We start from the raw sequence: 23557 nt of genomic DNA, 5'->3' as shown, positions 1-23557 counted from the left end.
AGATGGCGGAAAAAGCAAAAACCCCGACCGGGCAACCGGGCGGGGCTTATTGTCGCAAAGAACCGTGCGGGAGTGTTATTTCGCGCCGAGCTTCTTCAGTTCCTCATCGCGCAATTCGCGTCGCAGGATCTTGCCCACGTTGGTAGTAGGCAGCTCGTCGCGGAACTCGACCTGACGCGGCACTTTGTATGCTGTCAGCTTCTCACGCATGTGGGTCTTGACCTGATCGGCAGTCAAGTCGGCTCCCGGTGCCTTGACCAGGAATACCTTGATCGCTTCGCCGGATTTTTCATCGGGGACACCGATGGCGGCACATTGCACGACGCCAGGAATCGCAGCCATCACGTCCTCCAGCTCGTTGGGGTACACGTTAAAGCCGGAAACGACGATCATGTCCTTTTTACGATCGACGATGCGCATATAGCCATCTTCCTGGATGACAGCGATATCACCGGTTTGCAGCCAACCGTCGGCACTGAGCATTTCTTCGGTTGCTTCCCGACGCTTCCAGTAGCCTTTCATCACCTGTGGGCCTTTGACACACAACTCGCCGCGCTCGCCGATGGCCAGCTCGTTGCCGTCATCGTCGATGATCTTGCACAGGGTCGAGGGCACTGGCAAGCCGATCGTGCCGAGTTGCACTGCATTGGCAGGATTCACAGATACCACCGGGCTGGTCTCGGTCATGCCATAACCTTCACAGACCTTGCTACCGGTCACTTTTTCCCAGCGCTCGGCAGTCGCCTGCTGCAATGCCATGCCGCCGGACAAGGTCAGTTTCATACCGCTGAAATCCAGCTGACGGAACGCTTCGTCATTACACAATGCTGCGAACAGTGTGTTCAGGCCAACAAAGCCGCTGAATTTGACCTTGGAGATTTCCTTGACGAAAGCCGGAATGTCACGGGGATTGGTGATCAGGATATTGTGATTACCCGTAACCATGACCGACATGCAGTGAAAGGTGAACGCGTAGATGTGATACAGCGGCAACGGACAGATAAACACTTCTTCACCGTCGCGCAGCTCCGCCGGCATGACCGCTTTGCATTGCAGCATGTTGGCTATCAGATTGCGGTGAGTCAGCATCGCGCCCTTGGCGACACCTGTGGTACCGCCAGTGTACTGCAGCACGGCGGTATCGTCGCCCTTGGGGCTGGCTTCAGTAAGATGTGCGTTCTTGCCAGCGGACATGGCTTTGACGAAAGTCGTCGAGCCGGGAATGGAGTAGTCCGGAACCATTTTCTTGAGGTGCTTGACCACGGCATTGATCAGCAGCCGCTTGAAGGCTGGCAGCATGTCGGCTACTTCCGTCACCACTACGTGCTTCACACCGGTTTTCGGCACCACTTCCTGCGCCAGGTGAGCCATATTCGCCAGGCAGACCAGTGCCTTGGCCCCGGAATCATTGAACTGATGTTCCATTTCCCGAGCGGTATACAAGGGATTGGTATTCACTACCACGAAACCGGCGCGCATGGCGCCAAACACAACGACGGGATATTGCAGCACATTCGGGAGCTGGATGGCGATGCGGTCACCTGGTTGCAGCCCGGAGTGCGCCTGCAGATACGCAGCAAACTCACCCGATAACCGATACAGCTCGCCATAGGTGATGGTCTTGCCCAGATTACTGAACGCTGGCTTGTCAGCGAAGCGTTCGCATGATTCCTTCAATACAGCAAGCACACTGGGGTATTGGTCGGGATCGATTTCCGTAACGATGCCAGCCGGATACTTGTCCTTCCAGAAATTCTCGTGCATTAGATGCCCCGCTCCTTAGCTCGACCGGTCATGCCACAGCCGATTCGCTTTTTTTGGGTTTCCGCAATGATGTGACTTTCGATTCAAATATGAATATTTGGTCCAATTGAGTCGAAAAGTGGCCGAAGATTAGCAGTTTTTCTATAGCCCGACCAGTAACGCAATTTCCATCATTTGGCGTTGTGACAGTAGGCTAAAAATCTGGCGTTGACGGCGATAGGAAGGGTTATCGGCCAACGGGCCAACACTGCCAGCCTGTAGGGAGACGTTCGGTTGAGGCTGCATTGCCGCGCCGTCGCGGAATCAGGGGGGGGGGCTGGAAACAAGGCTGCCCATCGCCGGAAGCCGGACGATGGGCAGCTGTCGCTTGCGAGTGTTACTGGCCGCGGAGTTCGCGGCGGAGAATCTTGCCGACCGGAGTCATCGGCAAGGAATCCCGCAGTTCGTAATGCCGCGGCACTTTATACCCGGTGAAGTTCTTCTTGCAGTACGCCTTGAGCTCTTCGATCGTCAGATCCGGTGAGTTCGGCACCACAAAGAGCTTGACCGCCTCGCCGGATCTCTCGTCAGGCACTCCGATAACAGCCGCATTGGCCACCTTCGGGTGAGCCGAGACGACATCTTCTATCTCGTTCGGATATACGTTGAAACCTGAAACGATAACCAGGTCCTTTTTGCGATCGACGATACAAACGAAGCCGTCCTCCTCGATCACTGCGATATCACCGGTTTTCAGCCAGCCACCTTCATCAATCGCTTCGGCGGTGGCGTCGGATCGCTGCCAGTAACCCAGCATCACCTGCGGACCCTTGACGCAGAGCTCTCCCCGTTCGCCGATCGCTGTTTCATTGCCATCGTCATCGATGGTCTTCACCGCTGTACCGGGCACAGGCAGACCGACATAACCGAGACGCTGCAGGCCATCACTCGGGCTGGAACAGACAACCGGCGAGCACTCGGTCAAGCCATACCCTTCGCCAATACTCTTGCCGGTTTTTTTCTCCCAGCGATCAGCCGTTGCCTTGACCAGCGCGGTGCCACCAGAGGTTGTGCCTTTCAGATTGGAAAAATCGATCTGGTCGAATTCGGGATGATCCATCAACGCCACGAAGAGCGTATTCAGGCCGACCATCGAGGAAAACTTCCATTTTTTCAGCTCGCGAACGAAGCCGGTGATATCCCGCGGATTGGTTATCAGCACGTTATGGTGCCCGGCCACCATGATGCACATCAGGTTCACCGTAAACGCAAAGATGTGGTACAGCGGCAGGGGCGCAATGACGATCTCCCCTGCGTCGCTCATGATCTTCTGGCCGTTCTTGTCGAGCTGCTGCATGTTGGCGTACACCTGCAGCATGTTGGCAACCAGATTACGGTGCGTCAGCATCGCACCCTTGGAGGGGCCGGTGGTGCCGCCGGTATATTGCAGAACAGCGATGTCGTCCATGGTCTTGCCGACCTGACGCGGTGAATTGCCCTTGCTGCGGGCCAGTGCAGCCTTGAACGACACCGCACCAGGCAGGTTGTATTCGGGCACCATTTTACGCAGGTGTTTGACCGCCAGGTTGGTCAGGGTCCCCTTGAGCGTGGGGAGCATGTCGCCCATGCGCGCTTCAAAGAGATGCTTGATCTCGGTGTCGGGTAGTACCTGCTCAACCAGGTGGCCGAATACGTTCATATACACAAGCGCCTTGGCACCCGAGTCAGTGAACTGATGCCGCATTTCCCGCGCGGTATAAAGCGGATTGGTATTCACTACCACCAGCCCTGCACGAATCGCCCCGAACACTGCCACAGGGAACTGCAATACGTTCGGCATCTGGATAGCGATGCGATCACCGGGTTGCAGGTCAGTGTGATTCTGCAGATAGCTGGCAAAGGCACCGGCCTGCTTCTCCAACTCACCATAGGTGATCGTAGTGCCCATACAGGTGAAGGCGGGACGCTCGGCATACTTGCTGCACGAGCGTTCGAACACATCGATGATGGAACTGTACTGATTCAGATCTATGTCGTTAGGAACGCCGGCGGGCCGTTTGTCGTCCCAGAATGCTACATCCATTATTTTTGTCCTCTTTCCCGATTGTTTTGATTCACGGCCTACAGCGACTGAGCGGGCGCTACTGTGCCCAGCAAACTACCAGTAACCAGGGCTGGTGCAAAACGCAGATCCGCTCCATCAGTGACATGAATATGGCATCCGCACCCGGCTTCCGCCAACCCCGCTGACAGCTGCTGTTACAAGTTGCAACTGCGGTAGAATCGACTCACCGCCCTCGCCGCTTATATCGGCAGGATTCATTCAACATCACGATCTGGAAGCCAATGATGCACATGCTCGAAAACCGCACATACGACGAACTCAAGGTTGGCGACACGGCCAGCGTTTCTCACACCGTCACAGAGCGTGATCTGGTCCTGTTTGCCGAAGTGTCCGGAGACGTAAACCCCGTACACCTGGACGAAGCGTTCGCCGCAGCAACCCCTTTCAAAGGACGCATTGCCCACGGCATGCTCGCCGGCGCATTCATATCCGCCACCATCGCGTGCGAACTCCCCGGGCCTGGCTCCATTTATATAGGTCAGGAGTTGAGTTTCTTGCGTCCGGTACGCCTGGGTGACGAGATTCGTGTTGATCTCGAAGTGCTTGAGAAGCTGCCTAAAAACCGCGTGCGAATCGCCACACCGGTTTTCAATCAGGACGGAAAAAAGGTGGTTGAGGGTGTCGCCACCGTTATGGCGCCGACCGAAAAAGTCAGCCTGCCCCGTCCTGCGCTGCCAGCAGTAACGATTTCGGCTTGATTGACGCGATTGGCATCACGTGACCGCGCGTGATGCCAAACGTAAGATTTATTGAAGAGCTCAAGTCATAAAGAAGCCGAAGGCAAAGGCTCTGACAATAAACACATGCAGAGGCGCTGGTTGAAACACTACAAACCATTTATTCGCAAGCCGCGGCTCACCGGTGAGGCCATCAACCGGGAAGCCTGCCGACCTGATGGCGTCCAGCAGCGCTCGACAACCCGGTCAGGATTCCCCGGTCACTTGGCCAGGTACTTCATCCCCTCTTCCAGACCTTCGAGGGTCAAGGGATACATGCGGTCTTCAATGAGGTCTCTGACGATGCGCGTAGAGGTCGTATAGTCCCAGGCGTCCTTGGGATAGGGGTTTATCCAGATAAGCTTCTTGTACTTCTCCATGAAGCGCTGGATCCAGACGTGTCCAGCCTCCTCGTTCCAGTGCTCGACGCTACCGCCTGGTTGTGTGATCTCATACGGTGCCATCGCCGCATCGCCGACAAAAACCACTTTGTAGTCGGACCCGTATTTGTGCAGCAGATCCAGGGTGGACGTACGTTCTGCCGTCCGGCGCAAATTGTTCTTCCACACGGATTCGTACACGCAGTTATGGAAGTAGTAATACTCCAGATGCTTGAATTCGGTGCGGCACGCGGAGAAGAGCTCTTCGCATACCTTGATGTGCGCATCCATGGAGCCGCCAATATCAAACAACAGCAATAGCTTCACAGCATTGCGCCGTTCAGGCCGCATCTGGATATTCAGCAGACCGCCGTCACGGGCGGTGTGATCGATGGTGCCATCGATGTCCAGTTCGTCAGCAGCGCCCTGCCGGGCAAACTTGCGCAACCGCCGGAGCGCCACCTTCATATTGCGCGTACCCAACTCGACCTGATCATCGAGGTTCTTGTACTCGCGCTTGTCCCAGACCTTGGCCGCCTTGCCCTGACGCTTGCCCGCATCACCGACGCGGATGCCTTCCGGATTATAGCCACCCGAACCGAAGGGGCTGGTGCCACCCGTGCCGATCCATTTATTCCCGCCGGCGTGACGTTCCTTCTGTTCCTCGAGGCGCTTCTTGAACTCCTCGATCAACTTGTCCAGACCGCCGAGCGACTTGATGTTTTCCCGCTCTTCGTCAGTCAGCATGCGCTCGAACTCCTTGCGCAGCCAATCTTCTGGAATCAACGCCTCAAGCAGCTGATCGAGACTCTCGAGCCCCTTGAAATAAGAACCGAACGCCCGATCAAATTTATCGAAATGACGTTCGTCCTTGACCATGACCGTGCGTGTCAAATAATAGAATTCGTCCATGTCGGCGAATACCACATGGTGTTTCAGCGCATTGATCAGATCCAGCAGCTCCCGCACCGATACCGGCACCTTGGCTGCGCGCATTTCGTTGAACAGGCCCAGTAACATCGGGCACCCCCTTTATCTACGGGTAGACCGGATATCCGGGGCCCGCGATGCAGACTCCGGATGCCACGTCGGTAATGACACTGCTTCGATTGTGACGCGCGGTTGGCTAAACGCGCGAAGCCTGGCTCAAGCGCTATCAGCGATTCTGCCGACGGGTCATGAACGCCAGGCGTTCAAGCAGCTGCACGTCCTGCTCGTTCTTCAACAGAGCGCCATATAACGGCGGAATCGCCTTGGTTGGATCGCGGTCGCGCAGGACGGCTTCGGGAATCTGATCTGCCATCAGCAGCTTGAGCCAGTCCACCAGTTCGGAGGTTGAAGGTTTCTTTTTGAGGCCGGGCACCTTGCGCACGTCGAAGAAAATATCCATTGCCTCGGATACCAGCTCTTTCTTGATCTTCGGATAATGCACGTCGACGATCTTCTGCATGGTCTGGCGATCAGGGAAGGCGATGTAATGGAAAAAACACCGGCGCAGGAAGGCGTCTGGCAATTCCTTCTCGTTGTTCGAGGTAATGATGATGATAGGTCGTTTGCTTGCCTTGATGGTCTCGTTCGTCTCATAGACGTAGAATTCCATCTTGTCGAGTTCCTGCAGCAAATCATTGGGGAACTCGATGTCGGCCTTGTCAATTTCATCAATCAGCAGGATTGCGCGTTCTTCGGATTCGAACGCCTCCCACAGTTTTCCCTTCTTTATATAGTTGCGCACGTCATGCACCTTATCGACACCCAGCTGGGAATCGCGCAGGCGGCTGACTGCATCATATTCATACAGGCCCTGGTGTGCCTTGGTGGTTGACTTGATATGCCAGGTAATCAGCCTGGCGCCCAGCGAGTCGGCCAACTGCTCAGCCAACATGGTCTTGCCGGTGCCAGGCTCACCCTTGATCAATAATGGGCGTTCAAGCGTAATGGCAGCGTTAACCGCCAGTTTCAGGTCGTCAGTGGCGACGTAAGACTGAGTGCCTTCGAACTTCATCGGGGAATTCCTCGGACGAAAGCCCGGCTGAACCAGGCGATACAGGGATAAACGAGGGCGAAACTATAGCTTGCAGGTTGTTAGGGTGTAAACGAAGGCAGACCATTCGCCGCCTGAATGGATAGCAGACTGCATGTATCCCACTACCTCAGGAATCTTCTTCTCCAGCACCCAGCGCGCGCTCGAACTGGGGGCTGAACGCCTCAACGAAGGCGTTGCGCAAAATGGCGAAAAAAGCCTGTAGCGCACTGACCTCCGGATCATCCAGAGAGCCATCCAGTTCGATGCGACTAGCAAACTGGTCGGCTGACGGATTGGAAAGGACCTCTTCGCCGCCATGCACCAGCGCCTCCCAGACCCCACGGAAGAATCCTTTATCTTCGTTGGCAACATCCTGCTCGAAATCGAATATCTCCACATCGCGCAACAACGGTTTGATGTAGCCGCTCAGCTGGCTTTCTTCTGCCTCCACTTCCATGACGACTTCGCCGTGGCCCGCCTTGAAATCAAAATTGCCGTAGGCTGCGGCGAAATCATTCAGCCGGGTCAGATCGAGCCCTTCCAGCCGCATCCGCGCATCGAAGTTGTCAAAGCGCAGCAAGGGATCAAAGTTCGCCTGGGCTTCGACCGGTGCATGATCGAGAAAATCGGCCGTGCCCTCGAGGCGAGCGTCTCTCGATCCGTCTTTCTCTTCCGCATTGGTCAGGTTGTACACCATGACATTGACGTTGTTAGCGTAGAGGTTGACCGGCGGGTCCGATGTGAAATTGCGGAAATGCACACGGCCATTGTCGTAATGAAACTCATCGATCTCTACCTGCAGCAACTCCTTGACCGTATCGCGCCAGTCAACCTCATCGCCATACTGGTTTGCTTCCTCTGGTCCATCGACGAAATTAAGCTCAGGCTCCAAAAGATGTATCCTGATCGCCAGTATCTGCTCGCGAATCAATGGGGCCCAGCGCAGAGACAAGTCCGCTTCGGGTGTCTGGAAAAAGGGTACCTGCTCGTTGTCCTGGATCTTGTGAACACTGACATTTTTCAGCGTTGCCGCCCCGCGCCATATCGCCAGGTCGACATCCTCGACTTCACCCCGGTAGTCTTCACCCATGTTGGCCATTTTGTCGTTCAGCGTATCCCGCACGATACCGGGTAACGCCACGCGTAGCGCGACCAGCAGAAGCGCTATAATCACGAGCACGACAAGCAGGATGCTTAAGGATTTTTTCATACTCAACTGACCTCGCACCTCGAGCTCAGTTCAGCGAATCCAGTATGACCGACACGCCCCATCCGTCAGGGCACAGGTGCTAATAAGAGGATCAACCCATGAGCCATATCTTTGCTGACAACTCGCAGTCCATCGGTAATACGCCGCTAATCAGAATCAACCGCCTCGGCCCCAAGGGAGTCGATATCCTGGCGAAGATCGAAGGGCGTAACCCGGCTTATTCAGTCAAATGCCGCATTGGTGCGAGCATGGTCTGGGATGCCGAAGGCAGTGGCCGCCTGAAGTCGGGGATGACAATAGTCGAACCCACCTCAGGCAACACCGGCATTGGTCTGGCTTACGTAGCCGCTGCCCGCGGTTACAAGCTGATCCTGACCATGCCGGCGTCAATGAGCCTGGAGCGCCGCAAGGTTCTCAAGGCACTCGGCGCCGAGCTGGTGCTGACCGAACCGGCTCAGGGTATGAAAGGGGCGATCCAGAAAGCGCAGGATATCGCCGCATCTGACCCCGAACAGCATCTGTTGCTACAGCAGTTTGAAAACCCGGCCAACCCCGATATTCATGAAAAAACCACCGGGCCCGAGATCTGGAAAGATACTGGTGGCTCGGTAGATGTACTGGTGTCAGGAGTAGGTACAGGCGGAACATTGACCGGCGTGTCCCGCTATATAAAGAACCAGTGCGGCAAGCCCATTATTTCCGTTGCGGTAGAGCCGGCAACCTCACCCGTCATCAGTCAAACCCTGGCAGGTGAAGAGGTGAAACCCAGTCCGCACAAGATCCAGGGCATCGGTGCTGGTTTCGTTCCGGCCAATCTGGATCTGAGCATGGTCGATCGTGCCGAGCAGGTCACAGATGACGAATCCAAGAGCATGGCCCTGCGCCTGATGCGTGAGGAAGGCATTCTATGTGGAATCTCGGGTGGCGCGGCCATGGCCGCTGCAGTGCGCCTGGCACAATTGCCGGAAATGCAGGGCCGGATGATAGTCGTTATCCTGCCTGACTCTGGCGAACGCTATCTCTCCAGCATGCTTTTCGACGACATGTTCAGTGATCAGGAACTGGTCCAGTAAATCGGCACTTTCGCCACCGGCGGGCTTTCTGGCCCGTCGCCCTTTCATTCGCCACAGGCCCTTTGCCCAACATGCCGTTGATACATGCACGTATTGCCCAGCACATTCTTGTCGGGTTTGATGTCTACAGAGCCCGTTTCCAGGAAATAACCCGCGGCGCTCGCAGCCGTTTTGAGCAGGCACGCTGGGTCGATATTCAGGACGCCTCTGCTGCACGCATCAACATGTACGAGGAGTGCGTCAAAGCGACAGCACATAGCCTGAACGGGCAATTCGAACTGGCTGATATCATGGACGTCAGCAACTGGCCGCACATCCGTGAGGCGTACATCGAACTGATCGATCCAAGACTCGATGGAGAGCTGGCAGAGACCTGGTACAACTCGATCTTTTGCCGGTTCCACCGTCACGAGCTGATCAGCGACCGCACCATGTTTGTCCACACCACCAGACCAGTGACCCGCCCACCGTCACGTATTCCGCTGACCAGGGGGTTCATCTCGGAAGGTTCGCTGGATGACCTGGCGCGACAGATTCTTGAGGAATATAGCTTCGAAACCCCGTGGCACGACTTCGATAGCGACTGCGCAAAAATCGTTGCCTATCTGAGGCAGGGTCTCCCCGATTGGGCGCAGCTGGACCGAGGTTTGACCGTAGAGATAATCCAGGACGTATTCTACCGCAACAAGGGTGCTTACCTCGTAGGCAGACTGCTCAGCCAGGAAGAGCAGTGGCCATTCGTGCTGCCGTTGGTTCATCGTGAAAATCAGGGCATCAGTGTAGACACACTGATTACCGACGAAGCAGAAGTGTCTATCATTTTCTCGTTTACCCGCTCCTATTTCATGGTGGATGCACCCGTACCCTGCGAGATGATCAGCTTTATCAAGCGACTGATTCCGGGCAAACACATAGCCGAGCTGTACACCGCGATCGGGTTCTACAAACAAGGCAAATCCGAATTCTATCGGGCCCTGATAGAACACCTCGCGCGTAAGGAAGATCGGTTCATCATGGCGCCAGGTGTGCGGGGCATGGTGATGAGCGTGTTTACCCTCCCTGGCTTCAATACCGTGTTCAAGATCATCAAGGATCGCTTTGCCCCGTCAAAGAATATTGACCGGGCGACCGTCATTGAAAAATACCGTTTGGTCAAACGCCACGACCGCGTCGGCCGCATGGCCGATACACAGGAATTCTCGGACTTCCGCTTCCCGCGTGATCGGTTTGATCCCGAGTGCCTGGCAGAACTGCTTGAGGTAGCGGCCCAGACGGTTATAGAGGAAGGCGACGTCATCCTCATAAGGCACTGCTGGACCGAACGGCGCATGACGCCCCTTAATATCTATCTTGAAACAGCCAGCGAGACCCAGACGCGCGAGGTGCTGCTGGATTACGGAAAATCCATCAAGCAGCTGGCCGCAGCGAACATTTTCCCTGGCGACATGCTGCTGAAGAACTTCGGTGTCACACGCCACGGTCGCGTGGTGTTCTATGACTACGATGAGATCAGCTACCTGACCGAGGTCAATTTCAGGCACATCCCCGAAGCAATGTATCCCGAGCAGGAGATGGCGTCCGAGCCCTGGTACTCAGTCGGCCCCAACGACGTCTTTCCCGAGGAGTTCCCGGTTTTCCTGTTCGCCGACATCAACCACCGCAAGCTCTTCGCCAGCATGCATGGCGAATTGTTCGACGCGGATTACTGGAAGACGTTGCAGGAACAAATCCGTGCCGGACTGATAATCGACGTGTATCCCTACAAGCGTCCCGGGATCGAGACAGGCAGCCCTTTATCCGACATTCAGTAAAAAACCGACGAAAGGGATGTTATTTTCTGAAACTGTCGTATACTGAATTTCGTTCATTTGGTGCCTGAACGCGGCAGCACAAGCATTGCTTGACTTGATCTGCTTTAAGGCGCACAGTGAGCGCGTAGGTTTTCAAGATAGAGTAGTAGGCTACAAGCGCACTTTTAGTACGTAAGTTTGTCATTCTCGTAATCTTCGATTCCCGCGCTACCATTGAGTCTGCTCATGTGAGTGTTCTCAAGTATTTTAATTTGATAGGAATTATCCGAAATGGCAACTGGTACAGTTAAGTGGTTCAACGACACTAAAGGCTTTGGCTTCATTACTCCGGACGGCGGTGGTGATGATCTGTTCGCCCACTTCTCCGAAATCAAGGTTCAGGGCTTCAAATCCCTCGCCGAGAACCAGAAGGTGTCTTTCGACATCACTACTGGTCCTAAAGGCAAGCAAGCTGCGAACATTCAGATTATCGGTTAATCCGGTATCTGACTAAAAAACCCGGCCTCGGCCGGGTTTTTTTTCGTCTGCTTTTTGTGTAACGACTGCCCTGTCTGCTATCCCCTCCTCTGCTTTCGCTCTCCCCGGCGGCAGCCTAAAAAAAACTCGCCTGCCCAGCCGGTACGTCGTACCCTAGGGGACAACGATCCGAGGGAGCCAAGATCGCTTCAATATCAGCATCTAGCTCCCGCCACCCATTGTCCGGAAGAGGTTTTCGCAGTGGACAGTAGCAATGAAAAAAAGAGTAACGACGCGCTTCGGCTGAGTCTGTTCCGTGCCGCCGAGGCCATCGTCAGCGAGCTGGGCGCATCCCAGCTTACCTTCGCCAGTCTGAGCGAACGCACCGGCGTTGATGAAACGACACTGCGCGCCGAGTTTCCAGACCGTGAAGCTCTGCTGTCGGCAATGATCGAACACCGCCTGGAGCGTTTCCGGGTTCGTTGGGGCGCCTATGAAAGCGTGCTGCCAGATGAGCCCATGCGAGAACTCAAAGCCTTGTTGCTTAGCAACCTGAGCGAATCGACAGAAGAGAAGAACCTCGACTCTGCAATCTTCGCGGCTGCAGCAAGTAACCCAGCGCTTCTACGGACAACGTCCGATGATATCCAGGGCCTGTTCGATATTCTGGAGAAGTCTCCGCTGGGTCTGGCTCAGGCAAGCATCCTGTTCTTCTCGGTGCGCGGCTATCGACTGTTTGAGCAGATCGGCATTTGCCCCATGACCGACAACCAGCGGACCGACTTTCAAGAACAGATCATGCAACTGGCCAGGACCATGTACGAACAGAAAACCGGCGAATGATCCAGCGCAGCGCATCGCTGCTGCCTTGCCTGACCGCTAACGGCTCGCCGGAACCGATTTGTGATTCCGGCTACGCCAATGCCGCCATCCAGCCCGCAACAGAACCAGACCTACATAGGCGAGACCTGCGACGGTAAGCGCCAGACTGAGGTTACCCAGCATTCTCCCCATGTTGTCCCCTGTATCAAATAGCGTGTCCAACAGCCATATAAAGAAGGCCGGCGCCAGCCATGGCTCCGCCGGATCAACGCGGGACGGGACGAATAACAACACGGCAGCAATAACCCAGAGCGGTTCGCGCACGAACCAACATTTGATCCAGCGTGTCATTTGCCACCAGACCAGCCAGGCACAGCCTGCCGCGGCAAGATAAATCATCCAGACAGTCTGGTACTCGGATTCATTGAACATGGATGGTACAACCGGTGTGAGTGTGCGAGCGGCTATAATATCTTTTTTACCATCCGAGGTCCCAGACTGATGCCACCCGTTGCCCGCCGAGACGAAAAAGCAGTAGATCCCTATGCCTGGCTGGAGCAGCGTGATGCTCCGCAGGTGTTGGCGTATCTGGAAGAAGAAAACCGTCATACCGAAACCTGGCTGTCGGAGAATCTGGATCGTCGCGATCAGCTCTTCGAGGAAATCCGCGGGCGCATCCGTGAGACAGATCTGTCGCTTCCCGCCATCAAGGGCCCGTGGTTGTATTACCAACGCACCGAAGCTGGCGCCGAGTACCCGCGATTCTATCGGTGTCCACGGCCTGATGACGGTAGCCTGGAGATTGATCCGGCGACCCAGCAGCTCTTGCTTGACCTCAACGTACTGGCTGGCGATGACTTTCTGCACCTTGGCGGCTTCACCATCAGTCCGGATCAGCATTGGCTTGCCTACAGCCTAGATCGTCAGGGCAACGAGACCTATCAGCTTTATCTGAAGAATCTGAGCAGCGGTGAGGTTACCGAGCTGGAACTGCCGCAGGCCGATGGCAGCCTGACCTGGGCCAATGACAGCGAAACGCTGTTTGCGATGAGTATGGACGAGACGTCGCGCCCTTCTACGTTGTGGCGCTTACGACCGGGGCAACCTGCCCACCAGGTATTTCACGAAGCAGACCAGCGTTTCTACGTGCACGCCTATCGCAGCAGCTCGGAACAATGGCTGATGCTGGCATGCGATAGCAAGAACACCAGCGAGGTAAGGGTCTTATCGGCGAACGAACCTGAGGGGCAATGGGCACTGCTTGCCGAACGCCGTGAGGGGCATGAATATCAGGCAGACCATGGCCCGCAGGGCCTACTCATCCGCAGTAATGCACAGGGCGAAAATTTCTGCCTCTATCGTTGCGATCCTGCGGCCCCGTCGCGCGATCATTGGGAAATGCTGGTAGAAACTGACCCGGCCCGCACGCTTGAAGACTTTGATGTGCAACAGCACGGACTGGTTCTACATTACCGCGACCAAGGATTGATCACCCTCGAAGTGCGCCCGCAAGCCGGCGCCGCCTATACCGTACAGATGCCTGACGCTGTCTACAGCTTGCACGTACAAGGCGGCGAAGAATACGTCAGCGAACGTATCAGGCTGCGCTATGAATCACTGAACCGGCCGGCCCAGGTGCGCGCATTGGACCTGGTCTCTGGCGAACAACAGATACTTAAAGAAACGCCGGTGGAAGGCCCGTTTTCCGCAGACGATTACAGCGTCAGACGCGAATGGGCAACCGCACCAGACGGAACCCGCATACCGATCAGCCTGGTCGGCCGACCAGGCTGCCTGAACGCATTGGCGCCTTGTTATCTGTATGGGTACGGCTCCTACGGGGCGAGCATGGACCCCTGGTTTTCCCACGCCCGGCTTTCTCTGCTGGATCGCGGCTGGGTGTTCGCTATAGCTCATGTACGCGGCGGCGCCGATATGGGCGAGGCCTGGTATCAGGCTGGCAAGCTTGAACACAAGGAAAATACCTTCAAGGATTTCATTGCCTGCGCTGAGCATCTTATCGAGGCAGGGTACACCGATAGCCAGCGGTTGGTTGTCGCTGGCGGAAGTGCCGGCGGACTGTTGATCGGTAATGTCATCAACCAGCGACCCGAGCTGTTCGCTGCAGCCGTGGCGGATGTGCCATTTGTCGACGTATGGAACACCATGAACAATCCCGCCCTGCCCTTGACCATCGGCGAGTATGAGGAATGGGGTAACCCGGCCGAGGCGCAGGTCGCCGAACGCATCAAGGGCTACGCGCCCTATGAACAGGTACGCAAACAGGCCTATCCGGCTTTGTTTGTCACGGCCGGCTATCACGATATGCGGGTTCAATACTGCGAGGCCGCCAAGTGGGTCGCCAAACTGCGGCATCACAAGACTGATCATCGTCCCTTGGTGTTACGTACGCAGATGAGCGCAGGCCACGGCGGCGCCAGCGGACGTTATCAGGCCATGCGGGAACTGGCGGAGGAATACAGCTTTCTGCTTGCGGTTATTGAGGGCTGACGACGGCCCTGTTGCGCCTGCATAGCAACGAAGAAGGCAATCACCAGAGGCCAAGCGAAAGGGCCGGACTGTCAGCAGTCCGGCCCTTCTTTTTTGAATCAGTAGCGGTTGGCTACGTCGTCGAAGGTTTCCTGAATAGTTTCGGAGGGCTCGGGAGTCAGTAGCGTGACGATCACGATGGCAAGGGTGGCCAGAATGAAACCGGGAATAATCTCATACAGACCAATAGTGTCGATCTGTTTGTAGACCACGACGGTTACGCCACCAACGATGATGCCCGCCAGGGCGCCATTGCGGTTCATCCGTTTCCAGAACAACGAGAGGATGACCGCTGGCCCGAATGCGGCGCCAAAGCCCGCCCAGGCATAGGACACCAAGCCCAGTACCGTACTCTCCGGATTGAACGCAAAGATCAACGCCAGAATAGCGATGCCGACCACGGCGAAGCGTCCTACCCAGACCAGTTCGCTCTGAGTAGCATCACGCCGGAACAGCGCCTTGTAGAAATCTTCCGCCAGCGCTGAAGACGACACCAACAGCTGGGAATCAGCGGTCGACATGATTGCAGCCAGCACTGCGGCGAGCAGAATCCCCGCTACCAGCGGATGCATCAGCGCCTGGATCAGCGACAAAAACACCGTCTCTGCGTCCTCGAGGCCTGCCTCGCCAAAATAGCCGATCCCTACCCAGCCGGTCATCAGTGCAGCAAACAGGCAGACAGCGCTCCAGAGCACGGCAATGCGGCGCGCTGTGGGCAGCGCGGCATCATCCCCAACGGCCTTGAAACGCGCCAGAATATGCGGCTGGCCGAAATAGCCTAGCCCCCAGCCAAACAGCGAGATGATGGCAACAAACCCGAGCGCCTCCCCATCGACATCAGTAAAAAACGATAGTAATTCAGGATTCGCCGCTTCCATGGCGCTGCGCGCTTCGCCCCAGCCGCCCATGGTATTCAATGTCATCAGCGGAACCACGACCAATGCTGCAGCCATCAGCAGACCCTGGATGACGTCGGTCCAGGACACCGCGAGAAATCCGCCGAAGAAGGTGTAGGAAACGATAATCACCGTCCCCACAACCACCGCCAGCTCGTAGCTCAGACCGAAGGTGCTTTCGAACAGTTTACCTGCGGCGACCAGGCCGGAACTGGTGTAGAACAGAAAGAACAGCAGAATGAACACGGCCGAGATGACCCGTAGCAAACGGGATCGATCTTCGAAGCGGAATTCAAAGTACGCCGGCAGCGTCAGCGAATCGTTTACCGCGTGGGAGTAAACCCGCAAGCGGCGCGCTACGATCAGCCAGTTCAGATAGGTTCCCGCCAATAGCCCGGCAGCAATCCAGGTCGCTTCATAGCCGGCGACCAATGCATACCCCGGCAACCCGAGCAGCAACCAGCCACTCATATCCGAAGCCCCGGCAGACAGCGCTGCAGTCCCCGGCCCGATGGTGCGGCCACCGAGGATGTAGTCGGACAGATTACTGGTTCGCTTGTATGCGATAAACCCGATAGCAAGCATGATTGCGATGTAGACGGCGAAGGTAGCTGTCAGAATCCCTGCGTTTCCAGTCATGTTTTTTAGCTCCTTGGTGTAAGGGCGTCGAGTACGATTCTCATGCCTGCCCCGATTGACCCTGGACATCGGGCTTGTTGGGCAGAGCCCGACTGTCGGGATGCAATTCTGCCACAGCCAGCTCCCGAGAGGGTCATGACTGGCCCGCTGATGTTAACGGCGACAGCCGGCTATACCCGCTCAATGAAGCAACTTACCCGGTATGCGCAGGCTCCACGCCGGCATAGTGCTACCGGCGCCTCCATCTACATTAGTTCAAAGTACGCCATCCGACGAGTCGAACTTGACATCTGAGCCGGCCTTCTTGGACTTCGTGGCGCCGCTATTGAAATACATCAATGCAGGCACCATCTCATCGCAAGAGACTCACAATAGTACGTTCAACCACACAGGAACCTTCAATGACTGACCAGTCTTCAACGAAACCAGATTTCATCGAGGGGGACGAGCAGGAACCTAAACAGGATTTCGAGCCTGGCACTGGCCTGGTCATTCCCAACCAGCGGCTGCCGGACAAGATCTACCTGCTACCTATCCACAACAGGCCGTTCTTTCCAGCCCAGGTCATGCCGGTGGTCATCAACGAAACGCCCTGGGCAGAAACCATCGAGCAGGTGGCCAACACGCCCCACCACGCGCTTGGTCTGTTCTATGTCGACTCGCCGCTGGACGAAAGCGGCCACCTTGACCCTAGCCATCTCCCGGATACTGGCTGCGCGGTCAAGATCCACCATGCAGTCAGGGAAGACGGCAAGATCCAGTTTATCGCCCAGGGGCTTACCCGCGTCCGTATCACCAACTGGCTGACCCGCAAGCCGCCCTATCTGGTCGAGGTCGAATATCCCGAGTCGCCGACCGACGAGCGCGACGAAGTACGCGCCTATGCCATGGCCCTGATAAATGCCATCAAGGAGCTGCTTCCGCTGAACCCGCTCTATAGCGAGGAGCTGAAAAACTATCTGAATCGCTTCAGCCCGAACCAGCCCTCGCCGCTCGCGGACTTCGCAGCGGCGCTGACGTCAGCGCGCGCCGAAGAATTGCAGGATGTACTGAACACCATCCCTATCCTGCGACGCATGGAAAAAGTGCTGGTCATGCTCAAGAAGGAGATCGACGTTGCGCGGCTACAGGGCGAGATCAGCGCGGAAGTTAACCGCACTATCAGCGAGCATCAGCGCAAGTTCTTCCTCAAGGAGCAGCTCAAGGTTATCCAGCGCGAACTGGGTTTGTCGAAGGACGACCGCACCGCCGATATCGAGCAGTTTCGCCAGCGTCTGGCAGACAAGACGTTGCCAGAGCCAGCCAGCAAGAAGATCGAGGAAGAGTTGCAGAAGCTTTCAATACTGGAGACCGGGTCTCCGGAATATGGCGTAACCCGTAATTATCTCGATTGGGCTACGTCCATCCCCTGGGGCCTTACCCATGCCGACAAGCTGGATATCAAGCATGCCCGCAAGGTCCTCGATCGGGATCATGATGGGCTCGAGGACGTCAAGCAGCGCATACTCGAGTTTCTGGCTATCGGCGTATTCAAGGGCTCTGTTTCGGGCTCCATCATCCTTCTTGTTGGCCCGCCTGGCGTCGGTAAGACCAGTATCGGTCACTCGATTGCGGAAAGTCTGGGGCGCCCTTTCTACCGGTTCAGTGTCGGCGGCATGCGTGACGAGGCGGAGATCAAGGGTCACCGCCGCACCTATATCGGCGCCATGCCGGGTAAGTTCGTACAGGCCTTCAAGGATGTCGGCGTAATGAACCCGGTGATCATGCTCGATGAAATCGACAAGCTCGGCAGCAGCCATCAGGGCGACCCGGCATCGGCGCTCCTCGAGACACTGGACCCGGAACAGAACAACCAGTTTCTCGATCACTACCTGGACATGCGTCTGGATCTTTCCAAGGTGCTCTTCGTATGTACAGCCAACACGCTGGATAGCATTCCCGGCCCGCTACTCGACCGTATGGATGTGATTCGCCTGTCTGGCTATATCGCCGAGGAAAAGCTCGCAATCGCCAAGCATCATCTGTGGCCGCGGCAGCTGGAGCGCGCCGGGTTACGCAAGAGCCAGCTGCGTATCACTGACAAGGCGCTACGCGAGATCATTGAGGGTTATGCCCGCGAGGCTGGCGTCCGTAATCTGGAAAAACAGCTGGCCAAGATAATCCGCAAATCGGTCATGCAGCTGCTGGAAGACCCCGATCGCAAGGTCACCATCAAGCCAGACGATCTCAAGGCTCTGCTCGGCACCCCCGCATTCCGCACGGAAAAGACGCTCAAGGGCGTCGGTATCATTACCGGCCTGGCCTGGACCTCGATGGGTGGCGCGACCCTGCCAGTCGAAGCAACCCGCATTCATACCCTCAATCGTGGATTCAAACTGACCGGCAAGCTGGGCGACGTGATGAAGGAATCGGCGGAAATTGCCTACAGCTACGTCTGTGCCAATCTTGGACGGTACAAGGCAGACAAGGATTTTTTCGACGAAGCCTTCGTGCATTTGCATGTCCCCGAAGGCGCGACGCCCAAGGACGGCCCGAGCGCGGGCGTAACGATCGCCAGCGCCCTGCTCTCACTGGCTCGCGATGAGGCGCCGCGTGAAGCAATAGCCATGACAGGCGAAATCACTCTCACCGGACAGGTGTTGCCGGTCGGCGGTATCAGGGAGAAGGTTATCGCAGCGCGCCGGCAGTCGATTTATGAATTGATACTGCCTGAAGCCAATCGAGGCGATTTCGAGGAACTGCCGGATTATCTGACCAAGGGGATGACGATTCACTTCGCCAGTCATTTCCGCGACGTGGCCAAACGACTATTCAACTAGCAAACCGGAGTACTGCGTCAGTCCAGCGTGCTGGCAATCTGGCGCAGTAATTCCGATGACGCTTTAACTGTCGCGACGCGGTGGCTGCGCGCCCTGCTTGCCAGGGAACAGATCCTCGTCGTCATCCAGCTCTTCGACCTCGGGCATCTTGCGCAGACCATCACGGAGCATTTCATCATCATGCGGTTCCGGTTGCGCATCGGCGTCCTGACTTCCCGGGTCCCGATTGCCTGGCGCAGGGGTCAAGCCTTCGATCAGATCCCAGTCCGGATCCAGCGTAAAGTCATTCAGGTTCAGCTCGCTGCTCTCCTCATTGCTGGCGAAATCGCCTGTTGCATATGACTCGGTACTGCCCGCGCCCTCATCCAGATCGTCGTCCAGTAGCGGCTCGAGCTCATCGACCTGCTCCACCTGATCGCTGCGTCCAGAGAACAATTCCGGGTAGCGCGATTTGATTTCATCAATCCGCGTCGGATTACCGCCGACCGCGAGGATCGCCTGTTCCTGCTCGGTAAATTGGCGCACTTCACCCAACTCGGCCAGCACTCGCAGTTGCTGATAACGCAGGTCCAGACGCTTGGGATTCTCTTCGATGGCCCGTTCCAGCATGACCAGTGCCTCAGCAAAGCGCCCGTAAGTGATGTAAAGCTCCACCCCATCGAGCTGGTCCACTGGTCGCGTCGTACGAGGCGCAACGGCTTCCCTGACCATGGTAGTCTGCACTGCAGCCTCGGCAGCGAGTGTCGCCGCAGCAGCCTCAGGTACCGTCAGCTCCCGCCCATCGACCGTCGTCGTGTCAGCTTCCTGCTCACTTTGCCTGCGCTTCCACAGCCATAACAGCGTTCCGAGCAATGCCGCGAGCAGGCCTAACAGCGCGGGCCACCAGCGGGACAAGAACGTCTCGTTGCTGGCTTGCGGCTCAGGTATGGCGACTTCGGCAGCAATGGCACCGGATTCCGGTTCAGTGCTACCAGACGCAGAGACTGCGCCGGCCAGCTCAGCGCCCTCGCCTACCGTGCCTACCGTGCCTACCGTGCCTACCGTGCCTACCGTGCCTACCGGTGCGATATCGCCCGACGTGCTTTGCGCCTCGGAAGCCTGGGCGGCACGCAAGACCTCAAGCTCCGCCTGCAGATTGGCAATCTGGCGATCACGCGCATCCAGCTCATTCAACAGGACATTGAATCGCGACTCCAGCGACTGCAGCCGATCAAGCAGAACCTGATTGTTCGCAATAGCGGTATCCGCGGTGGTCTCTTCGATCCGGAATCGCGCACTGGAATTCGACCCGGCATCTTCCGACCGCGCCCGATCAGTCGCTGACGTTGTTTCCGAGCCATCGGATCTCGTCGCCCGTTCCGGTGCAGCCGGGTCAGGACGCGCGCCCTGGGACCCTGCGGTGTTTGTGTTCGAGTCCGTCGGCGCTGTCTGCGCTGTGGCCTCGACGCCCAGCTGCTCTGCAGTAGGCAGCACCAACCTGGCGTTGCTGCGCAGCCGGCCAATATCGCCGCCGATGAAGGCAGCTGGGTTCAGGGCCTGGATAGCCAACATATTGTCGCGGATAGAAACCGAATCGGCCGGGCGCGTCTTCGCCGCAATCTCCCAGAGAGTATCCCCCGCCACCGTGTTGTACGTGCTGGCGCCTGGCTGAGCGGTGATATCCGGCAACTGTGCTGGTCGGGCAGGCGCAGCGGAGCGGTTAGTAGAAGAAGAACTGCTGCCCGTGCGCGGTACAGGCGCAGCGGACGCCTGACGCGCTGGCGCCTGGCTCAGCAAACCTGCCTTGGGATCGTACAGGGGCGGGTCGAGTAACAGCGTGTACTCACGCAATACGCGGCCATTAGGCTGACGCAGCTCGACCAGAAAGTTCAGATAGGGCTCCAGTACCGGCTTGCTCGATTCGATGCGGATGACCATCTCGTTGCCTGTGATCACCGGCGTGAAGCGCAGGTCGGACAAAAAGAAGGGACGTTCGATACCTGCGTTGGCAAACGCCTCAGCGCCCGCGAGCGATACCCGGATTTCCTCCGGAGAAATCCCCTGGCTGCCTTGCAACTGGATGATTGCGTTCAAGGGCTGATTCAGGGCAGATTGCAGTTCAACCTCACCTAACCCCAGGGCATTGCTCAAACCTGCATAAAGAGCCGCCACCGAGGCGACGCCGAAAACCAACTGGCGCTTTACTGCCATACCCTTTCCTCTGTTATATGAACGACAGACGCTGTGCGACGCTGTCGCTGCCTTCCCGGACACGTTCTCATGCCAGTGAGACCTTTCCGATCACAACCAATATCACTATGACATCACTTTGACTGAAAAACGAGCAGCGCAATGACCCTGTCGTCAAAAAATGGTTCGCGGTGCGTATCATAACCGTAATGGTCATTTTCATGACATAGCGTGTCGTCCGGGATTTGCCGTCGGGGGGCTCACCGCCTATATAAACGGCGCGCCACAGAGGACCTGGCAATCACGAGCTATCGCTGAAAGCAAGAAGTGCATTGGCCAGGCACTGGATTGTCGGCGCCCTCTTACGCGTCGTTTTGCGCTAAAATCCCGACCTCAAAATGATCCGGACCTGACAATGACGGAAGTAGATAAATTGTTCGCTACCCCACTGAGTCGGGTGGCTGATTTCGTATTCGATCATGATGTGGCGAAAGTTTTCCCCGATATGATCAAACGTTCAGTGCCTGGTTACCCCACCATTGTAGAGAGTATCGGGCTGATTGCCGGACAGTATGCCCAGCCAGGCAGCCTGATCTATGATCTGGGATGCTCGCTTGGCGCTGCCAGCCAGTCGATGCGCCGGCACGTGCGCGCCGACGGCTGCCATATCCGCGCCGTCGATAATGCTGAGGCGATGACCGAGCGCTGCCGCGAATACCTCACCGCGCAGGACGCGATGGTGGAAGAGCTCACGCCAATCGACGTGGTGCACGGCGATATACTCAACCTTCCGTTTGAGCCGTGTTCGGTCGTGGTGCTGAACTTTACCTTGCAATTCATCGATCCGGAGCAGCGCCTGGCCCTGCTTACGCGCATCCACGAAGCACTGTTGCCTGGCGGCATATTGGTTTTGTCGGAGAAGCTGCACTTCGCCGACGAGAGCACCCAGCAGAGCCTCGAGTTGCTTCACTACGCATTCAAGCGCGCCAACGGCTACAGCGAACTGGAAATTGCACAGAAGCGCTCAGCGATTGAAAAGGTGATGCTCCCGGACACTCTGGAAACGCACCTCGAACGGCTGCAACAGGCCGGCTTCAAGCACGCCCATAGCTGGTTTCAGTGTCTCAACTTCGGCTCGATGATTGCCCACAAATGATTGACTTCGCACCGCTGTATCACAGCCTGGCAGGTACCCCGCTGGAACATTGGCTGGATCCCCTGCCCGCCGCCCTTGAAAAACGTATGGAAACCGCGCGCAGGCATGGCGATTTGCCGCGTTGGCAAGCCTGTCTGGACTTGTTGCCAGACCACGACCAGGTAGCCGTTGAACTGCATGATCGCATCAGCGTGGGCCGAGCCGGCCAGCTGACGGAGGCGGAGCACACACGTCTCGAACAGGCGCTGCGTGGTCTGCACCCCTGGCGCAAAGGCCCCTTCGAACTGTTCGGCATGCATATCGATACCGAATGGCACTCCGACTGGAAGTGGCAGCGCGTGGCACCGCACCTTTCTCTGACGGGAAAACGGGTGCTGGATGTCGGTTGCGGCAACGGTTACTACATGTGGCGGATGTGGGAGGCAGGTGCTCGACAGGTCATCGGGGTGGATCCGAATCTGTTGTTCATGACCCAGTTCGAAGCGGTGCGTCATTACCTGCCGGGTGCGCCGGTATGGCTACTGCCGCTAACGCTGGAAGACCTGCCGGAACCCACCGGCGGCTTCGATACCGTGTTTTCCATGGGTGTGTTCTACCACCGACGCTCGCCCATCGATCACCTGCTGCAGCTCAAGGCCTGCATTGCCCGGGGCGGCGAACTGGTACTGGAAACACTGGTTATTGAAGGCGACGAAAACAGCTGCCTGATGCCGCAGGACCGCTATGCCCAGATGAGAAATGTGTGGTTCCTGCCATCGGTGGCGATGCTCGAGCGGATGCTGAGTCGCGCGGGGTTCGTCAATATCCGTTGCGTTGACCTCAACCGCACCAGCACCGAAGAGCAGCGCAGCACTGACTGGATGCGCTTCCAGTCGCTACCGGATTTCCTCGACCGGGAGAATGCTGCACTGACCTGTGAAGGTTACCCGGCACCGCTGCGTGCCACGCTGATCGCCGAGCTGCCCTGAC

Annotated in this window: 17 protein-coding genes; 9 read left to right on the top strand and 8 right to left on the bottom strand. The window is 56.9% G+C overall.

The window, feature by feature from the left end; genetic code table 11:
- Positions 1-75: 75 nt before the first annotated feature.
- Positions 76-1764, bottom strand: a complete 1689-nt coding sequence (gene fadD1 / locus FZE95_RS12655) for a long-chain-fatty-acid--CoA ligase FadD1 (RefSeq protein ID WP_150301230.1) — start codon at positions 1762-1764, stop codon at positions 76-78.
- Positions 1765-2140: 376 nt separating this feature from the next.
- The gene (locus FZE95_RS12650; RefSeq protein WP_150301229.1) at positions 2141-3826 is read right to left on the bottom strand and encodes an AMP-binding protein; all 1686 of its coding nucleotides are present in this window, start codon (positions 3824-3826) and stop codon (positions 2141-2143) included.
- Between the two features lie 266 nt (positions 3827-4092).
- On the opposite strand from FZE95_RS12650, the gene FZE95_RS12645 reads away from it, so the two are divergent.
- Positions 4093-4566 carry a MaoC family dehydratase gene (locus FZE95_RS12645; RefSeq protein WP_150301228.1) on the top strand — a complete coding sequence of 158 codons (474 nt, stop codon included), beginning with the start codon at positions 4093-4095 and terminating at the stop codon, positions 4564-4566.
- Positions 4567-4805: 239 nt separating this feature from the next.
- On the opposite strand, the gene FZE95_RS12640 is transcribed toward FZE95_RS12645, so the two are convergent.
- The 3 genes from FZE95_RS12640 to FZE95_RS12630 form a co-directional block, all read right to left on the bottom strand.
- Complete coding sequence (locus FZE95_RS12640) at positions 4806-5984, bottom strand: vWA domain-containing protein (RefSeq protein ID WP_150301227.1); 1179 nt, start codon at positions 5982-5984, stop codon at positions 4806-4808.
- A 136-nt stretch (positions 5985-6120) separates the two neighbouring features.
- Positions 6121-6966, bottom strand: coding sequence for an AAA family ATPase (locus FZE95_RS12635; protein ID WP_150301226.1), 846 nt, complete (start codon positions 6964-6966; stop codon positions 6121-6123).
- Between the two features lie 148 nt (positions 6967-7114).
- On the bottom strand, positions 7115-8197 hold the full coding sequence (locus FZE95_RS12630; protein WP_150301225.1) for an AsmA family protein: 1083 nt from the start codon (positions 8195-8197) through the stop codon (positions 7115-7117).
- A 98-nt stretch (positions 8198-8295) separates the two neighbouring features.
- On the opposite strand from FZE95_RS12630, the gene cysK reads away from it, so the two are divergent.
- From cysK to FZE95_RS12610, 4 genes are all read left to right on the top strand, one after another.
- The gene (gene cysK, locus FZE95_RS12625) at positions 8296-9270 is read left to right on the top strand and encodes a cysteine synthase A (protein ID WP_150301224.1); all 975 of its coding nucleotides are present in this window, start codon (positions 8296-8298) and stop codon (positions 9268-9270) included.
- Positions 9271-9341: 71 nt separating this feature from the next.
- Positions 9342-11081 (top strand): bifunctional isocitrate dehydrogenase kinase/phosphatase, encoded by a 1740-nt coding sequence (aceK, locus tag FZE95_RS12620; RefSeq protein ID WP_150301223.1) that lies wholly within the window; start codon positions 9342-9344, stop codon positions 11079-11081.
- A gap of 270 nt (positions 11082-11351) precedes the next feature.
- Positions 11352-11558 carry a cold-shock protein gene (locus FZE95_RS12615; RefSeq protein ID WP_036989629.1) on the top strand — a complete coding sequence of 69 codons (207 nt, stop codon included), beginning with the start codon at positions 11352-11354 and terminating at the stop codon, positions 11556-11558.
- Between the two features lie 240 nt (positions 11559-11798).
- Positions 11799-12380, top strand: coding sequence for a TetR/AcrR family transcriptional regulator (locus FZE95_RS12610; RefSeq protein ID WP_150301222.1), 582 nt, complete (start codon positions 11799-11801; stop codon positions 12378-12380).
- Positions 12381-12416: 36 nt separating this feature from the next.
- Here FZE95_RS12610 and FZE95_RS12605 read toward each other — a convergent pair whose 3' ends face one another.
- Complete coding sequence (locus FZE95_RS12605; protein WP_150301221.1) at positions 12417-12791, bottom strand: MFS transporter; 375 nt, start codon at positions 12789-12791, stop codon at positions 12417-12419.
- Positions 12792-12860: 69 nt separating this feature from the next.
- Here FZE95_RS12605 and FZE95_RS12600 point away from each other — a divergent pair, with 69 nt between their 5' ends.
- On the top strand, positions 12861-14870 hold the full coding sequence (locus tag FZE95_RS12600; protein WP_150301220.1) for a S9 family peptidase: 2010 nt from the start codon (positions 12861-12863) through the stop codon (positions 14868-14870).
- A 98-nt stretch (positions 14871-14968) separates the two neighbouring features.
- Here the strand turns inward: FZE95_RS12600 and putP are convergent, their stop codons facing one another.
- Positions 14969-16444 (bottom strand): sodium/proline symporter PutP, encoded by a 1476-nt coding sequence (gene putP / locus FZE95_RS12595; RefSeq protein ID WP_150301219.1) that lies wholly within the window; start codon positions 16442-16444, stop codon positions 14969-14971.
- Positions 16445-16845: 401 nt separating this feature from the next.
- Between putP and lon the strand changes: the two genes are divergently transcribed.
- The gene (gene lon / locus FZE95_RS12590; RefSeq protein WP_150301218.1) at positions 16846-19263 is read left to right on the top strand and encodes an endopeptidase La; all 2418 of its coding nucleotides are present in this window, start codon (positions 16846-16848) and stop codon (positions 19261-19263) included.
- Positions 19264-19326: 63 nt separating this feature from the next.
- Here the strand turns inward: lon and FZE95_RS12585 are convergent, their stop codons facing one another.
- Entirely contained in the window at positions 19327-21453 is a 2127-nt protein-coding gene (locus FZE95_RS12585) for a type IV pilus assembly protein FimV (protein ID WP_150301217.1), read from the bottom strand.
- A gap of 394 nt (positions 21454-21847) precedes the next feature.
- Here FZE95_RS12585 and cmoA point away from each other — a divergent pair, with 394 nt between their 5' ends.
- On the top strand, positions 21848-22588 hold the full coding sequence (cmoA, locus tag FZE95_RS12580; protein WP_150301216.1) for a carboxy-S-adenosyl-L-methionine synthase CmoA: 741 nt from the start codon (positions 21848-21850) through the stop codon (positions 22586-22588).
- A complete protein-coding gene (gene cmoB, locus FZE95_RS12575) occupies positions 22585-23556 on the top strand; it encodes a tRNA 5-methoxyuridine(34)/uridine 5-oxyacetic acid(34) synthase CmoB (RefSeq protein ID WP_150301215.1) in 972 nt (323 codons plus the stop codon). The genes cmoA and cmoB overlap by 4 nt, the downstream gene beginning before the upstream one ends.
- Position 23557: the final 1 nt, after the last annotated feature.

It is taken from the genome of Pseudomonas profundi, assembly GCF_008638305.1.
GTDB classification, from domain to species: Bacteria; Pseudomonadota; Gammaproteobacteria; order Pseudomonadales; family Pseudomonadaceae; genus Halopseudomonas; species Halopseudomonas profundi.
The sequence above is the reverse complement of the archived record's forward strand: the minus strand, read 5'-3'. Positions and strand labels throughout refer to the sequence as shown.

Bases quoted from the DNA above. Each gene is read 5' to 3' on its own strand.
- cmoA (WP_150301216.1), top strand. From the start codon at position 21,848: ATGACGGAAGTAGATAAATTGTTCGCTACCCCACTGAGTCGGGTGGCT.
- cysK (WP_150301224.1), top strand. From the start codon at position 8,296: ATGAGCCATATCTTTGCTGACAACTCGCAGTCCATCGGTAATACGCCG.
- FZE95_RS12605 (WP_150301221.1), bottom strand. From the start codon at position 12,791: ATGTTCAATGAATCCGAGTACCAGACTGTCTGGATGATTTATCTTGCC.
- FZE95_RS12650 (WP_150301229.1), bottom strand. From the start codon at position 3,826: ATGGATGTAGCATTCTGGGACGACAAACGGCCCGCCGGCGTTCCTAAC.
- aceK (WP_150301223.1), top strand. From the start codon at position 9,342: ATGCCGTTGATACATGCACGTATTGCCCAGCACATTCTTGTCGGGTTT.
- fadD1 (WP_150301230.1), bottom strand. From the start codon at position 1,764: ATGCACGAGAATTTCTGGAAGGACAAGTATCCGGCTGGCATCGTTACG.
- FZE95_RS12585 (WP_150301217.1), bottom strand. From the start codon at position 21,453: ATGGCAGTAAAGCGCCAGTTGGTTTTCGGCGTCGCCTCGGTGGCGGCT.
- FZE95_RS12645 (WP_150301228.1), top strand. From the start codon at position 4,093: ATGCACATGCTCGAAAACCGCACATACGACGAACTCAAGGTTGGCGAC.
- FZE95_RS12630 (WP_150301225.1), bottom strand. From the start codon at position 8,197: ATGAAAAAATCCTTAAGCATCCTGCTTGTCGTGCTCGTGATTATAGCG.
- cmoB (WP_150301215.1), top strand. From the start codon at position 22,585: ATGATTGACTTCGCACCGCTGTATCACAGCCTGGCAGGTACCCCGCTG.
- FZE95_RS12640 (WP_150301227.1), bottom strand. From the start codon at position 5,984: ATGTTACTGGGCCTGTTCAACGAAATGCGCGCAGCCAAGGTGCCGGTA.
- FZE95_RS12615 (WP_036989629.1), top strand. From the start codon at position 11,352: ATGGCAACTGGTACAGTTAAGTGGTTCAACGACACTAAAGGCTTTGGC.
- FZE95_RS12635 (WP_150301226.1), bottom strand. From the start codon at position 6,966: ATGAAGTTCGAAGGCACTCAGTCTTACGTCGCCACTGACGACCTGAAA.
- putP (WP_150301219.1), bottom strand. From the start codon at position 16,444: ATGACTGGAAACGCAGGGATTCTGACAGCTACCTTCGCCGTCTACATC.
- FZE95_RS12600 (WP_150301220.1), top strand. From the start codon at position 12,861: ATGCCACCCGTTGCCCGCCGAGACGAAAAAGCAGTAGATCCCTATGCC.
- lon (WP_150301218.1), top strand. From the start codon at position 16,846: ATGACTGACCAGTCTTCAACGAAACCAGATTTCATCGAGGGGGACGAG.